Source organism: Amycolatopsis sp. NPDC003861, from assembly GCF_053605405.1.
Genome location: NZ_JBSGJD010000166.1, coordinates 1 through 21,889, shown reverse-complemented (window position 1 = coordinate 21,889; position 21,889 = coordinate 1). Strand labels below are relative to the sequence as shown.

22 protein-coding genes are annotated in these 21,889 nt (G+C 70.8%); 15 read left to right on the top strand and 7 right to left on the bottom strand.

Annotated elements, in window-relative coordinates; all coding sequences use genetic code 11:
* Window positions 1-232, top strand: a 232-nt coding sequence (locus tag ACWEVN_RS32345) for a dienelactone hydrolase family protein (RefSeq protein WP_452053803.1), incomplete at its 5' end; no start/stop codon positions are given.
* Here ACWEVN_RS32345 and ACWEVN_RS32340 read toward each other — a convergent pair.
* Entirely contained in the window at window positions 204-1,430 is a 1,227-nt protein-coding gene (locus ACWEVN_RS32340; RefSeq protein WP_449683100.1) for a cytochrome P450, read from the bottom strand. The genes ACWEVN_RS32345 and ACWEVN_RS32340 overlap by 29 nt on opposite strands.
* 231 nt (window positions 1,431-1,661) lie before the next feature.
* On the opposite strand from ACWEVN_RS32340, the gene ACWEVN_RS32335 reads away from it, so the two are divergent.
* Window positions 1,662-2,819 carry a steroid 3-ketoacyl-CoA thiolase gene (locus ACWEVN_RS32335; RefSeq protein WP_452053802.1) on the top strand — a complete coding sequence of 386 codons (1,158 nt, stop codon included), beginning with the start codon at window positions 1,662-1,664 and terminating at the stop codon, window positions 2,817-2,819.
* A gap of 51 nt (window positions 2,820-2,870) precedes the next feature.
* Window positions 2,871-3,668 carry an alpha/beta fold hydrolase gene (locus tag ACWEVN_RS32330; protein ID WP_449683102.1) on the top strand — a complete coding sequence of 266 codons (798 nt, stop codon included), beginning with the start codon at window positions 2,871-2,873 and terminating at the stop codon, window positions 3,666-3,668.
* Between the two features lie 35 nt (window positions 3,669-3,703).
* Here the strand turns inward: ACWEVN_RS32330 and ACWEVN_RS32325 are convergent, their stop codons facing one another.
* Together ACWEVN_RS32325 and ACWEVN_RS32320 are read right to left on the bottom strand one after the other, a co-directional pair.
* A complete protein-coding gene (locus ACWEVN_RS32325; RefSeq protein WP_452053801.1) occupies window positions 3,704-4,906 on the bottom strand; it encodes an amidohydrolase family protein in 1,203 nt (400 codons plus the stop codon).
* 130 nt (window positions 4,907-5,036) lie between these two features.
* Window positions 5,037-6,230, bottom strand: a complete 1,194-nt coding sequence (locus tag ACWEVN_RS32320; protein ID WP_452053800.1) for a M20 metallopeptidase family protein — start codon at window positions 6,228-6,230, stop codon at window positions 5,037-5,039.
* Between the two features lie 68 nt (window positions 6,231-6,298).
* On the opposite strand from ACWEVN_RS32320, the gene ACWEVN_RS32315 reads away from it, so the two are divergent.
* Window positions 6,299-7,357: an Lrp/AsnC family transcriptional regulator gene (locus tag ACWEVN_RS32315; protein ID WP_452053799.1), complete on the top strand. Its 1,059-nt coding sequence runs from the start codon at window positions 6,299-6,301 to the stop codon at window positions 7,355-7,357.
* Between the two features lie 816 nt (window positions 7,358-8,173).
* Here the strand turns inward: ACWEVN_RS32315 and ACWEVN_RS32310 are convergent.
* The 4 genes from ACWEVN_RS32310 to ACWEVN_RS32295 all read right to left on the bottom strand — a co-directional run bounded on the left by ACWEVN_RS32310 (window position 8,174) and on the right by ACWEVN_RS32295 (window position 12,185).
* On the bottom strand, window positions 8,174-9,094 hold the full coding sequence (locus ACWEVN_RS32310) for a hypothetical protein (RefSeq protein ID WP_452053798.1): 921 nt from the start codon (window positions 9,092-9,094) through the stop codon (window positions 8,174-8,176).
* A 31-nt stretch (window positions 9,095-9,125) separates the two neighbouring features.
* Complete coding sequence (locus tag ACWEVN_RS32305) at window positions 9,126-10,553, bottom strand: DUF1996 domain-containing protein (protein ID WP_452053797.1); 1,428 nt, start codon at window positions 10,551-10,553, stop codon at window positions 9,126-9,128.
* Between the two features lie 275 nt (window positions 10,554-10,828).
* Window positions 10,829-11,617 (bottom strand): zf-HC2 domain-containing protein, encoded by a 789-nt coding sequence (locus tag ACWEVN_RS32300; RefSeq protein WP_310974829.1) that lies wholly within the window; start codon window positions 11,615-11,617, stop codon window positions 10,829-10,831.
* Between the two features lie 7 nt (window positions 11,618-11,624).
* Window positions 11,625-12,185, bottom strand: a complete 561-nt coding sequence (locus tag ACWEVN_RS32295) for a sigma-70 family RNA polymerase sigma factor (protein ID WP_086849750.1) — start codon at window positions 12,183-12,185, stop codon at window positions 11,625-11,627.
* A gap of 240 nt (window positions 12,186-12,425) precedes the next feature.
* Between ACWEVN_RS32295 and ACWEVN_RS32290 the strand changes: the two genes are divergently transcribed.
* The 11 genes from ACWEVN_RS32290 to ACWEVN_RS32240 all read left to right on the top strand — a co-directional run bounded on the left by ACWEVN_RS32290 (window position 12,426) and on the right by ACWEVN_RS32240 (window position 21,825).
* The gene (locus ACWEVN_RS32290; protein WP_449683108.1) at window positions 12,426-13,028 is read left to right on the top strand and encodes a COG4315 family predicted lipoprotein; all 603 of its coding nucleotides are present in this window, start codon (window positions 12,426-12,428) and stop codon (window positions 13,026-13,028) included.
* Window positions 13,012-13,806, top strand: a complete 795-nt coding sequence (locus ACWEVN_RS32285) for a DUF4142 domain-containing protein (protein ID WP_452053796.1) — start codon at window positions 13,012-13,014, stop codon at window positions 13,804-13,806. The genes ACWEVN_RS32290 and ACWEVN_RS32285 overlap by 17 nt, the downstream gene beginning before the upstream one ends.
* A complete protein-coding gene (locus ACWEVN_RS32280; RefSeq protein WP_449683110.1) occupies window positions 13,799-14,416 on the top strand; it encodes a ferric reductase-like transmembrane domain-containing protein in 618 nt (205 codons plus the stop codon). Before ACWEVN_RS32285 ends, ACWEVN_RS32280 begins: the two co-directional genes overlap by 8 nt.
* A 1-nt stretch (window position 14,417) precedes the next feature.
* On the top strand, window positions 14,418-14,648 hold the full coding sequence (locus ACWEVN_RS32275; protein WP_310974825.1) for a ferredoxin: 231 nt from the start codon (window positions 14,418-14,420) through the stop codon (window positions 14,646-14,648).
* Window positions 14,641-16,083, top strand: a complete 1,443-nt coding sequence (locus tag ACWEVN_RS32270; RefSeq protein WP_449683111.1) for an NAD(P)/FAD-dependent oxidoreductase — start codon at window positions 14,641-14,643, stop codon at window positions 16,081-16,083. Before ACWEVN_RS32275 ends, ACWEVN_RS32270 begins: the two co-directional genes overlap by 8 nt.
* Window positions 16,084-16,670: 587 nt before the next feature.
* Entirely contained in the window at window positions 16,671-17,108 is a 438-nt protein-coding gene (locus tag ACWEVN_RS32265) for a helix-turn-helix transcriptional regulator (protein WP_310974823.1), read from the top strand.
* Window positions 17,109-17,118: 10 nt separating this feature from the next.
* The gene (locus tag ACWEVN_RS32260) at window positions 17,119-17,529 is read left to right on the top strand and encodes a VOC family protein (protein ID WP_310974822.1); all 411 of its coding nucleotides are present in this window, start codon (window positions 17,119-17,121) and stop codon (window positions 17,527-17,529) included.
* Entirely contained in the window at window positions 17,526-18,761 is a 1,236-nt protein-coding gene (locus tag ACWEVN_RS32255) for an MFS transporter (protein ID WP_452053804.1), read from the top strand. Before ACWEVN_RS32260 ends, ACWEVN_RS32255 begins: the two co-directional genes overlap by 4 nt.
* Window positions 18,746-19,003 (top strand): AraC family transcriptional regulator, encoded by a 258-nt coding sequence (locus ACWEVN_RS32250; RefSeq protein ID WP_449683114.1) that lies wholly within the window; start codon window positions 18,746-18,748, stop codon window positions 19,001-19,003. Before ACWEVN_RS32255 ends, ACWEVN_RS32250 begins: the two co-directional genes overlap by 16 nt.
* A 5-nt stretch (window positions 19,004-19,008) precedes the next feature.
* Complete coding sequence (locus tag ACWEVN_RS32245) at window positions 19,009-19,422, top strand: VOC family protein (protein WP_449683115.1); 414 nt, start codon at window positions 19,009-19,011, stop codon at window positions 19,420-19,422.
* Between the two features lie 24 nt (window positions 19,423-19,446).
* Window positions 19,447-21,825: an ATP-binding cassette domain-containing protein gene (locus ACWEVN_RS32240; protein WP_452053795.1), complete on the top strand. Its 2,379-nt coding sequence runs from the start codon at window positions 19,447-19,449 to the stop codon at window positions 21,823-21,825.
* The last annotated feature ends 64 nt before the right edge of the window (window positions 21,826-21,889 follow it).

Here is a 21,889-nt window from a genome sequence, read left to right as displayed (position 1 = left end):
GCCGGTGCAGGTCCACGTCGCCGACCCCGACCCGATCGCGCCACCGGCGCAGGTCGCCGCCTGGCGCGAAGCCGCGGCCCGGTCGGGTGCCGATGCCCGGGTGTACACCTACCAGGGCATCGGCCACTTCTACACCGACGCCGGCGGCCCCGAGTACGACGCGGCCGCGGCGGAGCTCACCTGGGACCGCGTCGACGGGTTCCTCAGGCGTATTTCACCGGGTAGTGCTTGATGCCGTTGATCCAGCTCGACCGCAGCCGCACCGGGGGTGCCGCCTCGGCGATCTCCGGCATCACGTCGGCGATGGCGTTGAAGATCAGGTCGATCTCCAGCCGGGCCAGGTTCGCGCCGATGCAGTAGTGCGATCCCGTGCCGCCGAAGCCGACGTGCGGGTTGTCCTCGCGGAGGATGTCGAACTTCTCCGGGTCGTCGAAGACCTCGTGGTCGAAGTTGGCCGAGCTGTAGAACATCCCGACCCGGTCGCCCTTGCGGATCTGCGCACCGCCGAGCTCGGTGTCGCGGGTGGCGGTGCGCTGGAAGGCGACGATCGGGGTGGCCCAGCGGACGATCTCGTCGGGCGCGGTCTTGGGCCGCTCTTCCTTGAACAGCTCCCACTGGTCCCGGTGGTCCAGGAACGCCTTCATGCCGTGGGTGATGGCGTTGCGCGTCGTCTCGTTGCCGGCGACGGCGAGCAGGATGACGAAGAACCCGAACTCGTCGGAGCCGAGCGATTCACCGTCGACGTCGGCCTGGATGAGCTTGGTGGCGATGTCGTCCATCGGGCACTTGCGCCGCTCCTCGGCCATGTTCCAGGCGTACCCGACGAGCTGGGCGGACGCCTCCAGCGGCGCGACCTCGTACTCGGGGTCGTCGTAGGCGACCATCTGGTTCGACCAGTCGAAGATCTTGAGCCGGTCCTCCTGCGGGATGCCGATCAGCTCGGCGATCGCCTGCAGCGGCAGCTCGCACGCGACGTCGGTGACGAAGTCGCCCGACCCCTTCTTCCGCGCCTCGTGCACGATCCGCTCGGCGCGCTCGCGCAAGGTGTCCTCGAGCTTCGAGATGGATCGCGGGGTGAAGCCCTTCGACACGATCCGCCGCAGCTTCGTGTGCTGCGGGGCGTCCTGGTTGAGCAGCACCAGGCGGTTCGCCTCGAGGTTGTCCTCGGTCATGTTCTCGTCGAAGCGGATGATGGCGGTCTTTTCCCGCGACGAGTACAGCGTGCTGTCGCGCGAGACCTCCTTGACGTCCGCGTGGCGCGAGACGACCCAGTAGCCGTCGTCGCGGTAGCCGGCGGTGTTGTGCTTCTGGGGGTTCCACCACACCGGGGCGGTGCGCCGGAGCTCGGCGAACTCGGCGACGGGGAGTCGCTCCGCCAAGAGATCCGGATCGGTGAAGTCGAACCCGGCGGGGATGAGCGGAGCGGCCACGTTGCCTCCCACGGTTCGGCTTGGAACACGTTCTAGGTTGGATTGAAGCATACGGCGTTAACCAACGGAAGACCGCAAGTGAAACCCGTTTACTCAACCGGGGATGCCAGGTGAGCGCGCGCTCACTTCAGCAAGATCAAGAAGCGGCCGCGCCTGCGCAGACTTGCAGAAAACAATAACTTGTTCTAGTTTTTGGGTCAGTGAACAGTGTTTCCCGACGAAAGGGACGACATGGGCGTGCCGGTCATCGTCGAAGCCGTGCGGACCCCGATCGGCAAGCGGAACGGGCTGCTGGCCGGCCTGCACGCGGCCGAGCTGCTGGGTGCCGCGCAGCTCGCCCTGCTGGACCGCGCCGGGATCGACCCGGCGCTCGTCGAGCAGCTCATCGGCGGCTGCGTCACGCAGGCCGGTGAGCAGTCGAACAACGTCACGCGCACCGCGTGGCTGCACGCGGGCCTGCCCGAGACGACGGGCGCGACGACGATCGACGCCCAGTGCGGCTCGGCGCAGCAGGCGACCCACCTGATCGCCGGGCTGATCGCGGCGGACGCCATCGACGCCGGTGTCGCGTGCGGGGTCGAGGCGATGAGCCGGGTGCCGCTGGGCACGAACCGCGCCGGCGCCTCACCACGGCCGTCGTCGTGGTCGATCGACCTGCCCAACCAGTACGGCGCGGCCGAGCGGATCGCGGTCCGCCGCGGGCTGACGCGCGAGGACGTCGACCGGTTCGGGGCGGCGTCCCAGCAGAAGGCGGCGGCCGCGTGGGCGGCGGGCCACTTCGACCGCGAGGTGGTGCCGGTGAAGGCCCCGGTCCTCTCGGCCGACGGCGCACCGACCGGCGAGACCCACCTCGTCACGCGCGACCAGGGCCTGCGCGAGACGACGGTCGAAGGCCTGGCCCGGCTCAAGCCGGTGGTCGAGGACGGCGTCCACACGGCGGGAACGTCCTCCCAGATCTCCGACGGCGCGGCGGCTCTGCTCCTGCTGGACGCGGACCGCGCGGCGGCGCTCGGCCTGCGTCCGCGGGCCCGGATCGTCGCGCAGGCGTTGGTCGGCGCCGAGCCGTACTACCACCTGGACGGCCCGATCCGCGCGACGGAACGCGTGCTCGCCCGGGCCGGGATGACGGTGGGTGACGTGGACCTGTTCGAGGTCAACGAAGCGTTCGCGTCGGTCGCGTTGTCGTGGCAGCAGGTGGTTTCGCCGGACCCGTCCCGGGTCAACGTCAACGGCGGCGCGATCGCCTTGGGCCACCCGGTGGGCAGCACGGGCGCCCGGCTGCTGACGACGGCGTTGCACGAGCTGGAGCGCCGGGACGCCGCGACGGCGCTGGTGACGATGTGCGCGGGCGGCGCACTGGCGACGGCGTCGATCATCGAACGGCTCTAGGCCCCCGACCACCACGCCGTCGGGTGAACGGCTTGTGCTTCACTTCGAGGCATGATCTCGGAAAGCCGTTGCCCGGTGGAGGACGGCGAGCTCCTCGTCCGCCGCGGCGGCGAGGGCCCGGCACTGCTGCTGATCGCGGGCGGCACCGGATCGGGCGACGCCTACCGCGCGCTGGCGAAGCAGCTGTACGCGGACTACACCGTGATCACCTACGACCGCCGAGGCCACTTCGGCAGCACGGACACGACCACGGGCCCGGTCCCGGTTTCCCTGCAGGCGGACGACGCCTTGGCGGTCCTCGACCACGCGGCCGACGGCCCGGCCCAGGTGTTCGGTTCGAGCGCGGGCGCCCTGATCGGCCTCGACCTGGTCGCCCGCCACCCGGACCGCGTGACAACGCTGGTGGCGCACGAACCCCCGGCGGTCCACCTGATGCCGGACGCCGGCGGCTGGCTCGAAGCGGCGGCCGAGCAGGTCCGCCTGGCCCGCTCGGGCGAACTGATGGCGGCGGTGACCCGGTTCGCGGACGCCATCGCGGGCGCGGCGCTGCCCAACCTGCCGAACCTCCGCCTGCCGCACGAAGCCGACTGGATCCGGTTGTTCGACCGCGAACTGACGGAGTTCTTCGACTACCTGCCGGACCTGAGGGCCCTGCGGAAGGCGACCACGGAGATCTTCCCGGTAGCAGGAGAGGGCAGCCGGGGCCGGTACCACTACCAGCCGGCGAAGATCCTGGCTCTGGAGCTCGGGTTGCCGTTCGTCGAGACCCCGGGCTCCCACCTGGCCCCGCAGCGAAACCCGGTGAAGTTCGCGGCCGCGTTGAAGGACCTGCTGAACCCGGAATCCTGACGGGCGGCACGCGTGCCCGAAGGGACGACACGGCGTCAGACGACTCGGATGCCGTCCTTCCAGACCTCCCGGATGTTCGACGCCAGCGCCGGGAAGTCGTACGGGTTCCCCGCCACCACCACGACGTCCGCCCGCAGGCCCGGCTCCAGCCGGCCCAGTTCCCCGTCCAGGCCCATCAGCCGCGCCGCCGAGGACGTCGTTGCCTCCAGGACGTCCCCCGGCGTCATGCCGCACGCCGCCATCAGGGCCAGTTCCTCGAGGTTCGTCCCGTGCGGGCCGACTCCGCTGTCCGTGCCCATCGCGATCCGGACACCCGCCGCATACGCGCGGCGGACCGAATCCCGGTGTGCCTCCACCACTTCGCGCGCCTTCGCCACCACCGGCGCCGGGAGGTCGACGCCCGCGTCGGCCGCGCGGACCACGTTGACCGGGGCGATCAGCGTCGGGACCAGCCAGGTTCCGTGGCCCAGCATCAGCTCGATCGCTTCGTCGTCCAAGTAGATGCCGTGCTCGATCGAGCGCGCGCCCGCGCGGACCGCGTTCTTGATGCCCGCCGCGCCCTGGGCGTGGGCCATCACCGGACGGCCCTGCATCGCCGCCTCCGTGACCAGGACGTCCAGTTCCTCCGGGGTGAACTGGGCGTGCCGCGGGTCGTCGCGCGGGGACAGCACGCCGCCGGTCGTGCACACCTTGAGCACGTCGGCGCCCGCGCGCAGCAGCGTCCGGGCCACCCGGCGCATCTCGTCGGGCCCGTCGACCGTCGTGTCCGGACGGCCCGGGTGCGGGACCATCAGCGGGACGCACAGCCCCGACGGGTGCCACGCGTCGCCGTGGCCGCCCGTCGGGCTGATCAGGCCGATGGAGATCTGCAGCCGCGGGCCCGGGATCAGGCCGTCGTCCACCGCCTGCTTGATGCCGAGGTCCGCGCCCGCCGCGTCGCGGACCGTCGTGATGCCCAGGCCCAGCGTGGCCCACAGGTTCCGCGCGGCTTCGTAGAACTGGTAGGAGAACGGCTTCTGCACCCGCGACAGCAGCCCGATGTCGGAGATCGTGACGTGCACGTGGCAGTCGAAGAGCCCCGGCAGCAGCACCGTACCGGTGCAGTCGACGCCCTCGTCGCCGTCGAGGTCGGTCCCGACGTCGACGATCCGGCCGTGCTCGACGACGACGTCGGCCGGAGCCGGGTCCGCGCCGGTGCCGTCGAAGACCGAGCCGCCGGTGAACACCGTCCGCGTCACGCCGCCTCCACGAGGGCAAGAGTACTCGCGACCACAACCGTGCCGTGGTTGCCCCGGAACTGACGGCGGCCGCGGTCTTTCGCTCCACTGTGGACACCCGCGCGGGGCCGATGGTAGCTACGCACGCGCGTCACCCCGCCAGGAGCCCGAGGCGACGGACGGCGAGTTCGGCCAGCAGCGCGGCGCCGTCGCCGAGCACCTGGTCGTCGAACCGGGCGCGCGGCGAATGGTTGTCCGGGGCGGTCGCGGGGTCCGTGGGGCAGGCGCCGAGGAAGAGGTACGCGCCCGGAACCCGTTCCAGGACCCGGGAGAAGTCCTCCGAACCGGTGATCGGATCGGCCATCTCGGTGAAGCGCTCCTCACCGAAGACGTCGCGGATCGTGTCGGCGACGAAGGCGTAGGCGGCGGCGTCGTTGACCGTCGCGGGGTACTCCGGTTCGTAGGTGACGTCGATGTCGAGGCCGTGTGCCTGGGCGATGCCGCGGCAGACCTGCACCGCGCGCTCCCCCACCTTCGCGGCGACCTCCGGGGAGAACGACCGGAGTGTCGCTTCGAACACGGCGTCGTCCGGGATGATGTTGCGCCGGGTGCCGGCGTGGAACGAGCCGACGGTGATGACGACCGGGTCGAAGACGTCGAAGGTGCGGGTGACCATCGTCTGCAGGGCGGTCACCATCTCGCAGGCGGCCGGGATCGGGTCGCGGGCGTCGTGCGGCGACGAGCCGTGGCCGCCGTCGCCCTTCACCCGGACTTCGAGCGCGCCCGACGCCGCCATCAGCGTGCCGGGGCGGGCGACGAAGTGGCCCTTCGCGTAGCTGGCAGCCGAGACGTGCAGGCCGTACGCGGCGTCGACGTGCTTGCCGGACGCCGTCAGGACGCCTTCGTCGATCATGTGACCGGCGCCGTCCCAGCCCTCTTCGCCGGGCTGGAACATGAAGACGACGTCGCCGGGGAGGTCGTCCTTGCGGGCGGCGAGCAGGCGGGCCGCGCCGACCAGACCGGCGGTGTGGAGGTCGTGGCCGCAGGCGTGCATGGCGCCGTCGAGGGTCGAGCTGAACTCCTCGCCGCTGGCTTCGGTGACCGGGAGCGCGTCCATGTCGCCGCGCAGGAGGACGGTGCCGCCCGGGTTGCCCCCGCGCAGGACCGCGGTGATCGACGACAGGTTCTTGCCGAGCGTGATTTCGAGCGGCAGGCCGTCGAGGGCGGCGAGGACCCGTTCCTGGGTGCGCGGGAGGTGGAGGCCGATCTCGGGGACGCGGTGCAGCTCGCGGCGCAGGACCTGCAGGTCGTCGAGCATGGCGGCGGCATCGAAGCGCAGGGTCATCCGCCGATCATGCGAGAGTCGAGCACAATGGCCGGGGAAAATGGCCGAAACCACCGTTCCGAGGGCTGATGAGCGAAGAATCCGCCATGCTGGCCGAGCAGGACCTCAAACTGGCCGACGCGCTCCAGGCCGCGCCGCGGGCGTCGTGGTCGACCCTCGGCGACGCGCTGGGACTCGGCGCGGTGACCGTGGCCCGCCGGTGGGACGCACTGGTGGAGCGCGGCGACGCCTGGCTCACCGCGTACGCCGGCGGGGAGCTGATTTCGCAGCTGGTGCTGGCTTTCGTGGCGATCGACTGCGAGCCCGGGGCGGCGCCGGACGTCGCCGAAGCGCTGGCCTCGGACGTCCACGTGGCCACGGTGGAGCACGTGGCGGGGCCGTGCGACCTGCTCGTCCACGTGGTGACGCCGTCGTTGCGGGAGCTGGGGGCGCACGTGGCGACGTTGGCAGTCCCCGGCGTGACGCGGCTGCGGACGACGTTGTCCCCGCGCATGTTCACCGAGGGCAGCCGCTGGCGCGTCCGGGCGATCTCGCCGGGTCAGCGCGAGGCGCTGTCGCCGAAGCCGGCTCGCCAGCGCGCCCCGCTGCGTTTCGACGCGGCGGACCGGGCGCTGATCTTGGCGCTGGGAGCGGACCCCCGAGCCTCGGCGGCGGCGCTGGCGGGCGTACTGGGCGTCGGGGCGACGACGGTGCGCCGACGTCTGGAGGGCTTGCTCGGCCGCGGCGCGATCCGGGTGAGGTGCGAGATCGCGCGCTCGGTGTCACCGGCGCCGGTCACGGTGACGCTGTGGCTGAGGGTGCCGCCGGACAAGCTGGAGACGACGGCCCGTTCGCTGGCGATGGTGCCGGAGGTCCGCATGTGCGCGGCGTTGACGGGGGCGGCGAACCTGATGCTGGTGCTGTGGCTGCCATCGTCGCACGACGTCGTAGCGGTTGAGGCTCGCCTGGCGGCGAAGCTGCCGTGGCTGGAGATCGCGGACCGGGCGGTGACGCTGCGAAGCGTGAAACTGATGGGGCGCTTGCTCGATCCGGCGGGGCGCGGGGTGGGGCGGGTGCCGCTGGACTTCTGGGCCGCGGTCCCCGTGCCGGAGCACGGGGACCGCAGCGTTAACCGGTCCGGGGGATGAGGGGGGTGAGGTGGAGGGAAGCATCCCCCGGGGCCGGGGTTCGTGGGGCCTCGGTTCGTGGGGCCGCGGTTCGTGGGGCCGCGGTTCGCGGGGCCCGCGGCTCGTGGGGCCGCGGTTCGTGGGGCCGCGGTTCGCGGCCGGGGCCAGCCCGGCCGGGCTGGGTCGAACTCCGCGAATTGGGCCAAGGCTCCGCGGGCCGGTCGGCCCCCGGCGGCCTGGCTGGGCCGGCTCGGTGACCGAGGGGCGGCCACCGGCCGGAGCTTCGGGGCGGGTTTCGCGTGGCTTGCGACGGAAGCCGCGTGCTCGGCCACGGGAGTCGCGTGTTCAGGGACGAGTCTGGCGTGATCGAAGCCGGGTCTCGCGTGATTAGAGGCGGATCTCGCGTGACTGGAGGGGGATCTCGCGTGGTCGGGGTGGGAAGGGTTCCGGCGCGGTGGACGGGGGGGTGAGGTGGAGGGAAGCGTCCACCGGGCCGGAACTCGCGGGCGGGAGCGACTCCCGCCTTTTCCTCCTTCGCTGATCCGGCTGACCGGATCGGTGGTGAGGTATCCCGGCCCGGCGGACATTGGGGGGTGAGGTGGAGGGAAGCGTCCACCGGGCCGGGGCTCGGGGTGCGGGAAGGATCTCCCGCGATCTTTCGGGGTGGAACAACCGGCCCGGTGGACTGGGGGGTGAGGTGGAGGGAAGTGTCCACCGGGCCGGGGCTCGGGTGCGGGAGGGACCTCCCGCGGTTTTTCGGGGTGGTGCAACCGGCCCGGCGAACCGGGGGGGTGAGGTGGAGGGAAGCGTCCACCGGGCCGGGGATCGGGGAGCGGGTCAGTACCCGCTGGGTGAGGCTGCGACCGCCTGCTGCACCGCCGGCCTCCGGGCCGGGTCGGCGCGGCAGCCGTTGGGCTCCAATGCGTACCACGTGCCGCCCGCGCCGTGGCCGGTTGCTGCTCCCGGCCCGTCGTCCGATGCGTGGGTGTACGCCGGCCAGCCTCCTACCGTCAGCTGTGTGGTGCCGTCCTCTCGGCGGATTCGGCCGACCAAACCGGAGTCGATGCCGCCCGCGACCGTGATGGGGCCGTCCACCACGACCGGCGGCCACTTCGCGACGCAGGCCGCGTCGCAAGTGGACTTTCCGGAATCCTTGCCGTCCTTGGTGAACAGGTACAGCGTCCGGCCGTCCGCGTCCGTGAGGACCCGGCCGAGGCCGTCGACCTCACCCGTCTCGAGGGTCGCCGGGTCGGCCTTGCGGCCCGCCGGGGTGATCGGGGCCCAGTCCGCGCTGACCTGACGGCCGAGCGCGATGCCCGGGCCGGTATCCTTCGCGAACCGGTAGACCGGCCAGCCGTCGACCGTCACCTGCTTGCGGCCGTCCGGCCGGGTGACCTGACCGACCAGCTTGGCGTCGAGCCCGGCGGCCACCGCCGGGGTTTCGGAGATCAGCGGCGGCCACGTCGTCGCGCACTGCCCCGCGCAGGTCGCCCGGGACGGGCCGGCCGAGTCCTTCGCGTACCGGTAGAGCGTGTGCCCTTCGGCGTCGGCCAGCACCGTGCCCAGACCATCCACAGTGGACGATATCAGCTGGGCCGCGGCGCCGGCCGGGACCGCGCTCGCCGGCTGCTGCTGGGCCCCGAGCACCACCGGCTGGACGGCTCCGGACGTGGCGTACGGGTTGGTCCCGCAGGCCGCGACCAGCGCGAGTCCGGCGACGGCGATCGGTGCGGCAACAGCCGGGCGAGCACGGTTCATCGAAAGTTCTCCTTCCCTCTCCAGAAGGGTGTTATTCGGCGCAGACCTTGCCGGAGTTGATGCAGTTGACCAGGCGGCCCATGATCTGCTTGCTCATCACGTTCGCGAAGTCGTCGTGGTCGGACCGCGGGTTGTGCTCTTCCTGCGCGAAAGCGTCCACTTTGTACTGCTTGTTCTGCTGGACGTCCTGCGGCACGTCGTACACCAGGGTCACCTGCAGCTGGGGCACGTTCTTGAAGCCCTGCGGGCACTTGCCCTGCTGGTCGGCGAACACGATGTGGCTGCGGTGGTCCGCGCTGTCGGTGTTCTTGCCGTCCCAGCAGTTCGGGAAGGCGTGGATCCGCTCGACCTTGCTGCCCTGCGGGCAGATCGGGTACTTGTCGGTCAGCCGGTCCTCGAACCCGGTGCACGTCCAGCTGGGCCGGGCGTTCTTCGGGCCGTTGGTGCTCTGCTTGGCGTCACCGTAGAGGATCTTCAGGCCGAGCGGCATCGCGACGACGTTCTGCGCGCCCCCGCCGATGAACTTCAGCGTCGCGGACTCCGGCTCGATGATCTCGCCGTCGTTGTCGCCGACCTCTTCGTTCGCGCCCTGCGGACCGCCGAGCTCCTCCTGCTGCTGCCCCTGGTCCTTGTTCTGGTCCTTGTTCTGGTCCTGCTGGTTCTGGTTCTGGTTCTGGTTCTGCTGGTTCTTGTTCTGCTGCTGGCCGTTCCGGTCCTGCTGGTCGTTGTTCTGGTCCTGCTGCTGGTCGTTCTGCTGCTGGTCGTTCTGCTGACGACGCTGCTGCCGGTCCTGCTGCTGACCGTCGTTCTGGTCACCCTGCTGCTGGGCGCTCAGCCCGGTCCGCCCACCGCCCTGACCGCGGCGCTCGCGCTGGTTCTGGTCCTGCGCGTCCTTGGCGTCCTGCCCGCTCTTGTCCTGCTGGACGTCGCCCGTCTTGCCCTGCTGCTGTTGCTTGGCCTTCTCGTTCTTGCCCTTGTTGGTCGCTTCGTCTTCGCGGTCGACGCGGATGACCGGCCAGAAGTACGCCGACTGGTCACCGTTCTTGCAGGTGGTGTCGCCGGCGAGCAGGCTCTTCAGGCTCGAATCGGCGTCCGTCGTCACGTTGCCGACGTAGTCGTGCAGGTGCTGGGCGCCGTTCTTGATCCCGGGCTGCGCGATGAAGTTGTCCGGGTTGTGGTGCGACCCGTCCGCGTTCGTTCCACAGTCGACGGTGAAGGAACCCTTGGCACCCTTCTGCTTCAAGGCCGCGTTCACGTTGCTGCCGGCGGGAACCTTGTTGATGTCGATGAAGAACGACGGGTCCGCCGGGTCCGCGCTGGCTTCGCCCGTGCGGCCCGTGCTGACCGCGACGGCGAGTGCGCCGACGGCGATCGCCAAGCCGATCGCACCCATCGCGATCTTGGTTCGGCGGGCAACGCGGTGCTTGCCCGTCACGGGGGACCGAGAATTCCGGGCCATAGACTAGTTCACCTCGTTCGTTTTTCCGGGCGCGCGCCGGTGAGCGCGGCAGCCCGGGCAAGAACTACCGTTGATTGAGCTCGAGATCGCACGGAACCCGGGTGGGGATGCTTGCGGTTCCGGCTGTCGGGATGCATCGGGGGATGCATTGGGGGATACGGACCTCGGCGCCGTGAGGTTCAAAAGCGACCGGTCCGTTATCTTTTCGTTATCTACGAGAACGCAACCGGGCAGCATTCACCCAGGTCATGGGGTTTCACCGAAAAGAAAGAGATTCAGCGCTGGACGACGACGAGGACGGTGCCGTCTTCGCCGCGCACCTCGAACCGGCTGATCTGGTCCATCGCCAGGGAGACCGAACCCTGCAACCGCAGCGGTTCGGGCGAGCCGGGGATGCCGAACCCCTTGGGCGGCACCGACCAGCTCGAGACGACGCGCTCGGTCCCGGTGGCCGGGACGGCGACCAGCTGGCACTTCACCGGCCCGACGATGCCGCGCAGCTCGAGCTCGACGCGGCTGCCCCACTCCACCGGCGAAACGGTGACCAAGGCACTGACCGCGGACCCGCCACTGCCGCGGCCGTAGGTCTGGCCGCCGCCGGGCTGGCCCTCGGCGCCCCCGGGCGGGGCGGTGGACGTCGCCGGGACGCTCGTCGCCGGCGGGGGCTGCTTGTTGCTCGGAGCGGCGAGGGAAGCGGGCGGGACGGCGTCGGCCGGCCGGACCGCGAGGGTCACCAGCGGACCGGCGATCACGGCGGCCGCGGCCGCGGCACCGGCCAGGATGCCGATCCGGCGACGGCGGCGGCGCTTGACGGCGGCCTCTTCCATCAGGCCGCGCAGCACGCGGGGGCCCGGCGACAGGGTGCGTGGGCTCGGCGCGGGCATCGGGGGCTCCGGCCAGCTGCGCTTCACCAGGTCGAGGACGTCCGGCAGCTGGTAGAGCTCGATCAGGTCGAGCTGGCAGTGCGGGCAGTTCATCAGGTGGGCTTCGAACTGGGTGTTCTCGGCCTCGCTGAGGACGCCGAGCACGTAGGCGGCGACGTCGGTGTGCGGTGATCCGGCCACGCTCAGTTCACCCCCGCTCGCGCAAGGCCCGGCGCAGCGCGCGGACGGCGTGGTGGATGCGGGACTTCACGGTGCCCGGGGGCACGCCGAGGGTCGCCGCGACCTCGTTCACGGTCCGATCGCGCAGGTAGGTCTGCTGGATGGCCTCCCGCTGCTCGGGCGAAAGACCCTGCAGCGCCTCGTAGACGATCATCGCGGCGAGCGTCCGGTCCGATTCGTCGGACACCGCGATCGCGTCGGATTCGATCTCCTCGAGCTCCTGGGGCCGGACACTGCGGCTGCGCCAGCCGTCGATGACGATCCGCCGGGCCACCGTGAACAACCAGGCACGCAGCATCTCGGGCTGGCGGTCGAGCTTGTCGGCGTTCCGCCACGCCTTGATCAAGGTCTCCTGCACGACGTCCTCGGCCCACTGCCGGTCGTGGCCGGTCAGCCGCAGGGCGAACGCCATGAGGGACCCGCCGAACTCCTGGTAGAGCGCCTTCGCCAGATCGTCGGAACCGTCGCCGGACTCGACGACGGCCTCCTGATCTCCGATCGATCTGAGCGCTCGGGTGTGCCGTCCCACGCGGGACATCCTGGTGGGCCGGACGGCCTACGTCCAGTACTTCGGGCCCGCAAACCGGGGGCAAAACTTTTTTGAACCGTTTCCGGACCGTGTCCGTATCCCCTACCGAAGACCCCGACCAGGCGTTGTCCCCCGCAACGCTCCGCATCCACTCCGGACCGAATGTCCACTGTGGATCTTTCGCGCCCTTTTCCGTTGCACTACCGGCAACAGCGCGTAGTCATGCCCCACGGAGGAGCAGTGATCCGCATTCCCCGCCCGGTGGTCCCCGCCGCCGTGTGCCTCACCGCACTCGCCTTGCTCACCGCCTGTACCGCCGGCGCGGCCACCACCTCGGGTGGCGGTTACGCGGCCGGCGGCGCCGCCGGGATGCAGATGCCCGGCATGCAGCAGGGGCAGGTCGTCCTGCCGATGCCGCAGGGCATCACCGCCGACCCGAACAACCCCGCGAAGAGCCAGATCAGGGCGGCGAAGACGTTCGACCTCGGGCTCCTGCTCGTCGACGGGACCGGGTACACCATCTACCGGTACGACCGGGACACCCCCAACCCCTCGCGGTCGAACTGCACCGACGCGTGCGCGGCCAAGTGGATCCCGGTCAAGGCCGGTGGCAACCTGCCGCCCATCGACGTCGACCAGTCGCTGATCGGGCAGATCACCCGCGACGACGGCAGCCAGCAGCTCACCCTCGCCGGCTGGCCGCTGTACCACTTCACCGGCGACCAGGAACCGGCCGACACCTCCGGCCAGGGCGCCGACCAGGCGTGGTACCCGATCGCGCCGGACGGCAAGAAGATCACCCTCACCCAGGACGAGTGGAGGCAAAATGCGTTCGGCGTCTGAGCTCGCCGGGTTCGACCACGAACCCTCGTCGGTCTTCGAGCGCTCCCGGCCGCTGGTCCGGATCCTCTTCGTCGTGGCCCTGGTGCTGGCGCTGCTGGCCCCGGGCTCGACCTCCCTCGCCCAGACCACCGCGATCTCCGACACCGACGCGGTGCTGCTGACCAAGGTCCGCCAGGCCGGGCTGTGGGAGATGCCGTCGGGCATGATGGCGATGGAGAAGGGCAGCCCGATCGTCCAGAAGGTCGGCTTCGCGATCATGATGGACCACGGCCGCCTCGACGTGGCGACCCGCGCCCTCTCGCAGAAGCTGAACTCGCCGGTCCCCGACCAGCCTTCGGACGAACAGCGCGGCTGGCTCGCCGAAGAGATGGCCGCCTCCCCCGGCCCGGAGTTCGACCGCGTCTTCGCCAACCGGCTGCGCGCGGCGCACGGCGCGGTGTTCAACGTCCTGGCGCAGCTGCGGGCCGGTACCCGCAACGACGACGTGCGGGCCTTCGCGACCGTCGGCAACCAGGCCGTGATGCGGCACATGACGATGCTCGAGAGCACCGGGATGGTCGACTACACCGCGCTGCCCGCCCCCTCGGTCTCCACCACGGCGGCGCCCACCGGCATCCAGCTCGGCCTCGACCCGTCTCAGATCGCCGTGGTGGGAGCCCTGTTCCTGCTGCTCGGCGGTGGCCTGTTCTACGTGCTGCGGCAGGTCAAGAGCAACCGTGGCCGCGGCCGGGCGTCGTCCCGGCCCGCCACCGCGAGAACCGGGGGTAGCCATGGTTGAGACCTGGCACGACGCGACGATCTTCCTCACCCAGCAGTTCCAGCCGAAGACCGACCCGGCCGCCCGCGGCCTGGCCGCGTTCGCCGCCCGGACGTCCTACGGGGCGGCGATGCTGACGCTGACCTGGGGCGTGCTCACCGCGACGGGCTGGATCCGCTCGGTCACCGGCCGGAAGGGCCTGCGCAGCACGCACATGGTGCTGGCCACCGCGACGATCATCTTCGGCGCGGTGCACGCACTGGGCTTCACCTACCTGACGGTCCAGCCGTACAGCTTCGGCTACATGTTCATCCCGTTCGGTTCCGGCCAGGAAGCGCGCCACATCGCGGGCATCGTCGGCTTCGAGGTCATGTTCGCCATCTTCCTGACGGCGGGCCTGCAGCGCTTCACGTCCTACCGGCGCTGGCTGTGGCTGCACCGCTGCGCCTACCCGGCGGTCGGGCTCATCGCGATCCACTCCTGGTTCGGCGCCATCGCCAACGGCCACCTCTCGGTGACCTGGCTGGGCGGCATCACGCTGCTCGTGCCGGCCGTGACGGTGTCGATGCTGCGGTTCATGCCGGCCCGGACGCTCGAGCGGATCGGCCTCGTGGAAGAGCAGGTGGCCTGACATGCCCTTCCGTCTGCCCGGCAACGGGCCCCGGATCAGCGTCGACAACGACCGGTGCGAGCTCTACGGCATCTGCGCCATGGAGGCGCCGGACGTGTTCGACCTCGGCCAGGACGGCCGCCTGCGCTTCCACACGCGGCTGCTGGACGAAACCACCATGGAACAGGCGAAGATGGCCGCCCGCTGCTGCCCGATGCAGGCGGTCGTGATGAGAGGGGACCTCGATGGCTGACGGCGACCGGATCGTCATCGTCGGTGCGGGCGTCGCCGGGCTGCGTGCCGCGGAACGCCTGCGGGAACAGAAGTTCGACGGCGAGATCGTCCTGATCGGCGACGAGGCCCGGCGGCCCTACCACCGCCCGATGGTGTCCAAGGCGCTGGTGATGGGGACCGAACGGCCCAGCGACGTGGGCCTTTCGCACTACCTGCCGGACCTCGACGTCCACTGGCGCCTCGGCGCGCGGGTCACGCACCTGGACACCACCGAGCGGGTCGTGCACCTGCCCGGCGGCGAATCCCTCTGGTACGACGGCCTGATCGCCGCGACCGGCGTCTACCCGCGGCACCTGCCCGGAGCGCCGCGGCACGACCCGCGGGTGCGGATCCTGCGCACGGTCGAGGATTCGATGGCGGTGCGGCGCTGCCTCAACGCCAGCAAGAAGCCGGCCGTCGTGATCGGCGCCGGCCTGATCGGCAACGAGTTCGCCGCGAGCATGCGGCACATCGGCCGGGACGTCACCCTGATCGGGCACGCGAAGGCGCCGCTGCACCGCTTCGGCGACCGCGTCTCCAGCGGCATCGTCGAGGCGCACCACGAGCACCGCGCGAACCTGGCGATGCGCAGCGAGGTCCGGCACTGGATCAGCACGAAGGACACCGTCGGGCTGCACCTGACGAACAACCAGCTGCTGGTCGCCAGCGTCGTCGTGCTCGCCATCGGCAGCGTCCCGTCGGTGGACTGGATGCGCGGCTCGGGCCTGGACATCAGCGACGGCGTCCTCTGCGACTCGAAGCTGTTCGCCGAGGGCGCGTCCGACGTCGTCATCGCCGGGGACATCGCGCGTTGGCCGAACCTGCGCTTCGACGAGACCCCGCGGCGGGTCGAGCACTGGATCAACGCCGTCGAGTCGGCCCGGCACGCGGCGGACAACCTGCTGATGGGCCACTCCAGCGCCATCCCGTTCACCCCGCTCCCCCGCGCCTGGTCGACGCTGTACGACACGCGGCTGCAGATGTGCGGGATGCCGTCGCTGGCCGAGGACACGGTGTCGCTGGCGGACGGCATCACCGGCTTCGTCCGCGACGGGCAGCTCGTCGGCATCTCCTGCTGGGACAAGCCGCGGGCGATGCTGGACTGGATGGCCGAGCTCGACCGCCGGCTGCCCGCGCCCGACTACGTGCCCGAGCCGGAGCCCGCGCCCGCTGCTCCGGTGGCGGAGGTCCCGACGGTCGAGCCGGCGCTCGCCGCGCTGGCCGCCGACGTGCCGCCGGAGTTCGACAGCGGCTTCGACCACCAGGCCTTCGAGCGCGAGTTCGAGAGCGAGTTCGCCAACGACATCCCGACGACGGCGTTCCCCGCGCAGGCCCTGCCGGCCCCGCCGACCACGGCGTTCGCCGCCCAGCCCGGCGCCGCATTGCCGACCATGGCCATCCCGATGGGGAGGTAGAGAAGCCGGGGCGGGGCTGCGCGCGGCGGCCACCGTCCCTTGCCGGCCACCACACTCCCTCCGCGGCTGGGTGGTGTGGTGGCCGGCCCCAGACGTCCCCCTGCCCGCCTCGCGTTGGTGAAGGACACGAGCGCCCGGCGGGCCAGGAGAGGGCCATCCCGAGGGAACCCGACGCCCCCGGGGTGGCCTTCTTCCGGCGCACCGGGCGGGGCCCGGGGTCGAGCGCCGCGGCGGGTCACTCCGCCGGGGCGCACGGGCCGTGACGATCCGGTCCGGCGGACGGGTATGCCGCCGGAACGAACGCCACGGTCGTGCAGCACCGGTGCACGGCCGTCCCGGGGGCACGGGAACCCCCGGGACGGCTCCACCCGGTCGTCCATCGGGATACGCATGTCGTCCCCTCGATCACGCGAGATCCGCGCCCAATCACGCGAGATCCGCCTCCAATCACGCGAGATCCGCCTCCAATCACGCGAGATCCGCCTTCGAGCACGCCGGATGCCGCGCGCGAACGGACCACACGCGTACTTGGATGGACGACCTGAAACCGGTCCGCCCGGCTCGTCTCATATGGCAGGATCCCAAGGGTGACCAGCTCCTCGGCCCAGTACCTGCGGGACCTCGCGCTGCTGCGGCGCGTCCGGGACCGGATCGACCGGGAGTACGCGCAGCCGCTCGACGTCGAGGCGCTGGCGCGGGGCGTGAACATGTCGGCCGGGCACCTCAGCCGGCAGTTCCGGCGCGCCTACGGTGAGTCACCGTATTCGTACCTCATGACGCGCCGCATCGAACGGGCGATGGCCCTACTGCGGAAGGGCGAGCTGAGCGTCACGGAGGTGTGCTTCACCGTCGGCTTCTCGTCGCTCGGGACCTTCAGCACCCGGTTCGCCGAGCTGGTCGGGATGCCTCCGAGCGTCTACCGCGAGGAGCAGGCCGAGGCCACCGTCGGGATGCCGCCGTGCGTCGCCAAACAGGTCACCAGACCGATCAGGAATCGAGAAGCGCGGCCGTCGGCGGCCACCTAGGGTGACGACCATGGACGTCACCATTCACTCGAGCTTCCTCCCGCACACCGACCCGGAAGCCTCGCTCGCCTTCTACCGCGACCTCCTCGGCTTCGAGGTCCGCCAGAACGTCAAGTACGGCGACATGCAGTGGATCACCGTCGGCCCGCCGAACCAGCCCGACACCGCGATCGTCCTGACGCCGGTGGCCGCGACGCCCGGCCTGACCGACGACGAACGCCGCATGATCAACGAGATGATGGCCAAGGGCACCTACGCCGGCGCCAACCTCGCCACCAAGGACCTCGACGCGCTCTTCGCCAAGCTCGAGGCCGGCGGCGCCGAGGTCGTCCAGGAGCCGGTCGACCAGCCCTACGGCATCCGCGACTGCTCCTTCCGCGACCCGGCCGGCAACCTCCTGCGCATCCAGGAACTGCGCTGACCACGACGGCGCCCGGCTACCGCGAGGTACTGCGCGACCGGCGGATCGCCGGGCTCCTGCTGGGCGACCTGCTCGCCAACATCGGCACCGGCATGCTCCTGGTGGCCATGCCCGTGCAGACGCTCTCGCTGCACGGCGACGTCCCGAAAGCCATCGCCATCGGGGTCGTGGAGGCCGCGCCGTTCGTCCTGTCCACCGTGCTGGCCCTGGCCATCGGCCTCGGCCGGGTCCGCCTCCGGCCGCGCACGCTGCTCGTCGCCGACTGCGTGCTGCGGTCGGCCACCTTCGCCGTCCTCGGCGTCCTGGCCGTCACCGGACGGCTCACCCTGCCGGTGCTGGCCGCCGGCCTGCTCTTCGGCGCCACCTTCCGGCTGGCCGGGTCGAGCAGCCGCCGACTGCTGGCGACGTCGGCCGCGGGCGAGGCCGGCCGGTTCTCGGTCAACGGCCTGCTCGGCCTGAACACGACGTTCGCGCTCTACATCGCCGGGCCGGTGCTCGGCGGGATCCTCGTGGCCACCACCGGTGCCGGATACGCGCTCTTCGTCGACGCCGCCGGTGCGTTGATCCTGCTGGCCTGCGTCCCCCGCGAGGCCGGGGACCGGGACGCGCTGCGCGACGAAGGCACCCACGAGTCGGGCTGGCGGATCCTGCGCCGCCGCCCGGTCGCCGCGCGGCTGCTGGTGGTCGAGTTCTTCTTCAACTTCCTGTACATGCCGGTCGAAGTGGCGCTCCCGCTGTACGTGAGCGGGACGCTGCACGCCGGCGCGTCCGGTCTGGGGACGCTGTGGGGTGCGCTCGGGGCCGGCGCGTTCGCCGGCGCCGCGCTCGTCAGCCGGCTGCGGAACCTGCCGCAGCGGCCGCTGCTCGTCGCGATCATCGGGCTGTGGGCGCTGTGCCCGATCGCGCTCGCCGGCACCGGCGACCTCACCGTGGCCCTGCTCGTCTTCGCCCTCGGCGGCCTGGTGTACGCGCCGTTCACGCCGGTCGCCTACAGCTTCCTGCAGTCCGGGCTCGCCCCCGCAGAACAGCAGCAGGTCGTCACGCTCTGGACGACCGGCGCGACGGTGGCCGCCCCGCTCGGGCTCGCCCTGGGCGGGCCCCTGATCGGACTGACCGGCAGCACGGGCGGGCTCGTGCTCTCCGGCGTGCTGACCCTCCTGCTGCTCCCGATCGCGGCCCGGGCAGTGCTCGGGCGCGTCCACGAAGGGAACCCGACATGTGCCTCGGCCTGAAAGCCGCCGCCGAAAACCACCTGCGTGAACTGACGCTGTTGCGCCGCGTCCGCGACCGCATCGACACCGAATTCGCGCGGCCACTCGACCTCGATGCCCTCGCGCACATCGCGGGCCTGCCCGTGGCATTGTTCGTCCGCCGTTTCCAGGACGCCTACGGCCTTTCCCCGCACGATTACCGGCGGGCCGCCGAAGCGATCAGGAATCGAGAAGCCCGGGCAGCACGCCCGAAAGTAGCGTGATTCCCATGAACCTCACCATTCACCAGACCTTCCTCCCCCACCACGACCACGAAGCTTCGCTGGCCTTTTACCGCGACACCCTCGGGTTCGAAGTGCGCAACGACGTCGGCTACGGCGGCCAGCACTGGCTCACGATCGGCCCGCCCGGTCAGCCCGACACCTCGCTCGTGCTGCAGCCGGCGGGCGCCGCCTACGCGGACCTGACCGACGACGAACGCCGGACCATCACGGACCTGATGGCCAAGGGCAGCTTCGCCGCGGTCAACCTGGCCACCGACGACCTGGACGGCACCTTCGAGCGGGTGCAGGCCGGTGACGCCGAGGTCGTCCAGGAGCCGACCGACCAGCCCTGGGGCATCCGCGACTGCTCCTTCCGCGACCCCGCCGGAAACCTCGTCCGCATCCAACAAGCACGCTGACCGACCCGAACGCTGGAGAGCCCGATGAGCAAGCCCACGAGGAACGCACCGCACGTGGCCGACACCCACGACCTGATCCGCGTCCACGGCGCGCGCGTGAACAACCTCAAGGACGTCAGCGTCGAGCTGCCCAAGCGGCGGCTGACGGTGTTCACCGGGGTCTCCGGCTCCGGCAAGAGCTCCCTGGTGTTCAGCACGATCGCCGCCGAGTCGCAGCGGCTGATCAACGAGACCTACAGCACCTTCGTGCAGGGGTTCATGCCGACGCTGGCCAGACCCGACGTCGACGTGCTCGACGGGATCACCACCGCGATCATCGTCGACCAGGAGCGGATGGGCGCCAACCCGCACTCCACCGTCGGCACCGCCACCGACGCGAACGCGATGCTGCGCATCCTCTTCAGCCGGCTCGGGACGCCGCACATCGGTTCGCCGCAGGCGTTTTCGTTCAACGTCGCTTCGATCAGCGGCGCCGGCGCGGTCACCATCGAAAAGGGCGGCCGGCAGATCAAGGAGCGGCGCAGCTTCAGCATCACCGGCGGCATGTGCCCGCGCTGCGAGGGCCGCGGCAAGGTCAACGACATCGACCTGACCGCGCTGTTCGACGAGAACAAGTCGCTCAACGAGGGCGCGATCACCATCCCGGGCTACAGCATGGAAGGCTGGTACGGCCGCATCTTCCGCGGCTCCGGCTTCTTCGACCCGGACAAGCCGATCAAGAAGTACACCAAGAAGCAGTTCAACGACCTGGTGTACAAGGAACCGACGAAGATCAAGGTCGAGGGCATCAACCTGACCTACTCGGGGCTGGTGCCGGCGATCCAGAAGTCCTTCCTGTCCAAGGACGTCGACGCGATGCAGCCGCACATCCGCGCGTTCGTCGAGCGAGCCGTGACGTTCCAGACCTGCCCGGACTGCGACGGCACCCGGCTTTCGGCCGAGGCGCGCTCGTCGAAGATCGACGGGCTCAGCATCGCCGACGTGTGCGCGATGCAGATCAGCGATCTCGCCGCGTGGGTCGCGAAGCTGTCCGAGCCGTCGGTGGCGCCGCTGCTGGACGCGCTGAAGCACACGCTCGACTCGTTCGTCGAGATCGGCCTCGGCTACCTCTCGCTGGACCGTCCATCCGGGACGCTGTCGGGCGGGGAAGCCCAGCGCACCAAGATGATCCGCCACCTCGGGTCGTCGCTGACCGACGTCACCTACGTCTTCGACGAGCCGACGATCGGCCTGCACCCGCACGACATCCGGCGCATGAACGACCTGCTGCTGCAGCTGCGCGACAAGGGCAACACGGTGCTGGTCGTCGAGCACAAGCCGGAGGCGATCGCCATCGCCGACCACGTCGTCGACCTCGGCCCGCGCGCCGGCACCGACGGCGGCGAGATCGTCTTCGAAGGCACTGTGGACGGTCTGCGCAAGAGCGGCACGCTGACCGGGCGGCACCTGGACGACCGCGCGTCGCTGAAGTCGTCGGTGCGTTCGCCGTCGGGTGTCCTGGAGGTGCGCGGGGCGTCGACGCACAACCTGCAGGACGTCGACGTCGACATCCCGCTCGGCGTGCTGGTGGTGGTGACCGGGGTGGCGGGCTCGGGCAAGAGCTCGCTGATCCACGGCTCGGTGTCCGGCGGCGAAGGCGTGGTAACGGTCGACCAGACGGGCATCCGCGGCTCGCGCCGGAGCAACCCGGCGACGTACACCGGCCTGCTGGAGCCGATCCGTAAGGCGTTCGCCAAGGCCAACGGCGTCAAGCCGGCGTTGTTCAGCGCGAATTCCGAAGGCGCGTGCCCGAACTGCAACGGCGCGGGCGTGGTCTACACGGACCTGGGGATCATGGCGAGCACGGCGACGCCCTGCGAGGTGTGCGAGGGCAAGCGGTTCAACGCCGATGTGCTGGAGTACACCTTCGGCGGCCGCGACATCAGCGAGGTCCTCGGCATGTCGGTGGCGTCGGCTCACGAGTTCTTCGCGTCCGGCGACGCCGCCCTGCCGGCGGCGCACAAGATCCTGACGCACCTGTCCGACGTCGGCCTCGGCTACCTGACGCTGGGCCAGCCCCTGACGACGCTGTCCGGCGGCGAGCGCCAGCGCATCAAGCTGGCGACGCACATGGCGGAGCAGGGCGGGGTGTACATCCTCGACGAGCCGACGGCGGGCCTGCACCTGGCGGACGTCGAGCAACTGCTGGGCCTGCTGGACCGGCTGGTGGACGCGGGCAAGTCGGTGATCGTCATCGAGCACCACCAGGCGGTGATGGCCCACGCGGACTGGCTGATCGACCTCGGCCCCGGAGCGGGTCACGACGGCGGGAAGGTCGTGTTCGAGGGAACGCCGGCGCAGCTGGTGAAGGCGCGGAAGAAGACGCTGACGGGGAAGCACCTCGCGGAGTACGTCGGCTCCTGACCCAAGCGCCCCAATGTGGCGTTCGGTGCGTCAGATGCACCCAATGTGGCGTTCGGTGCGTCAG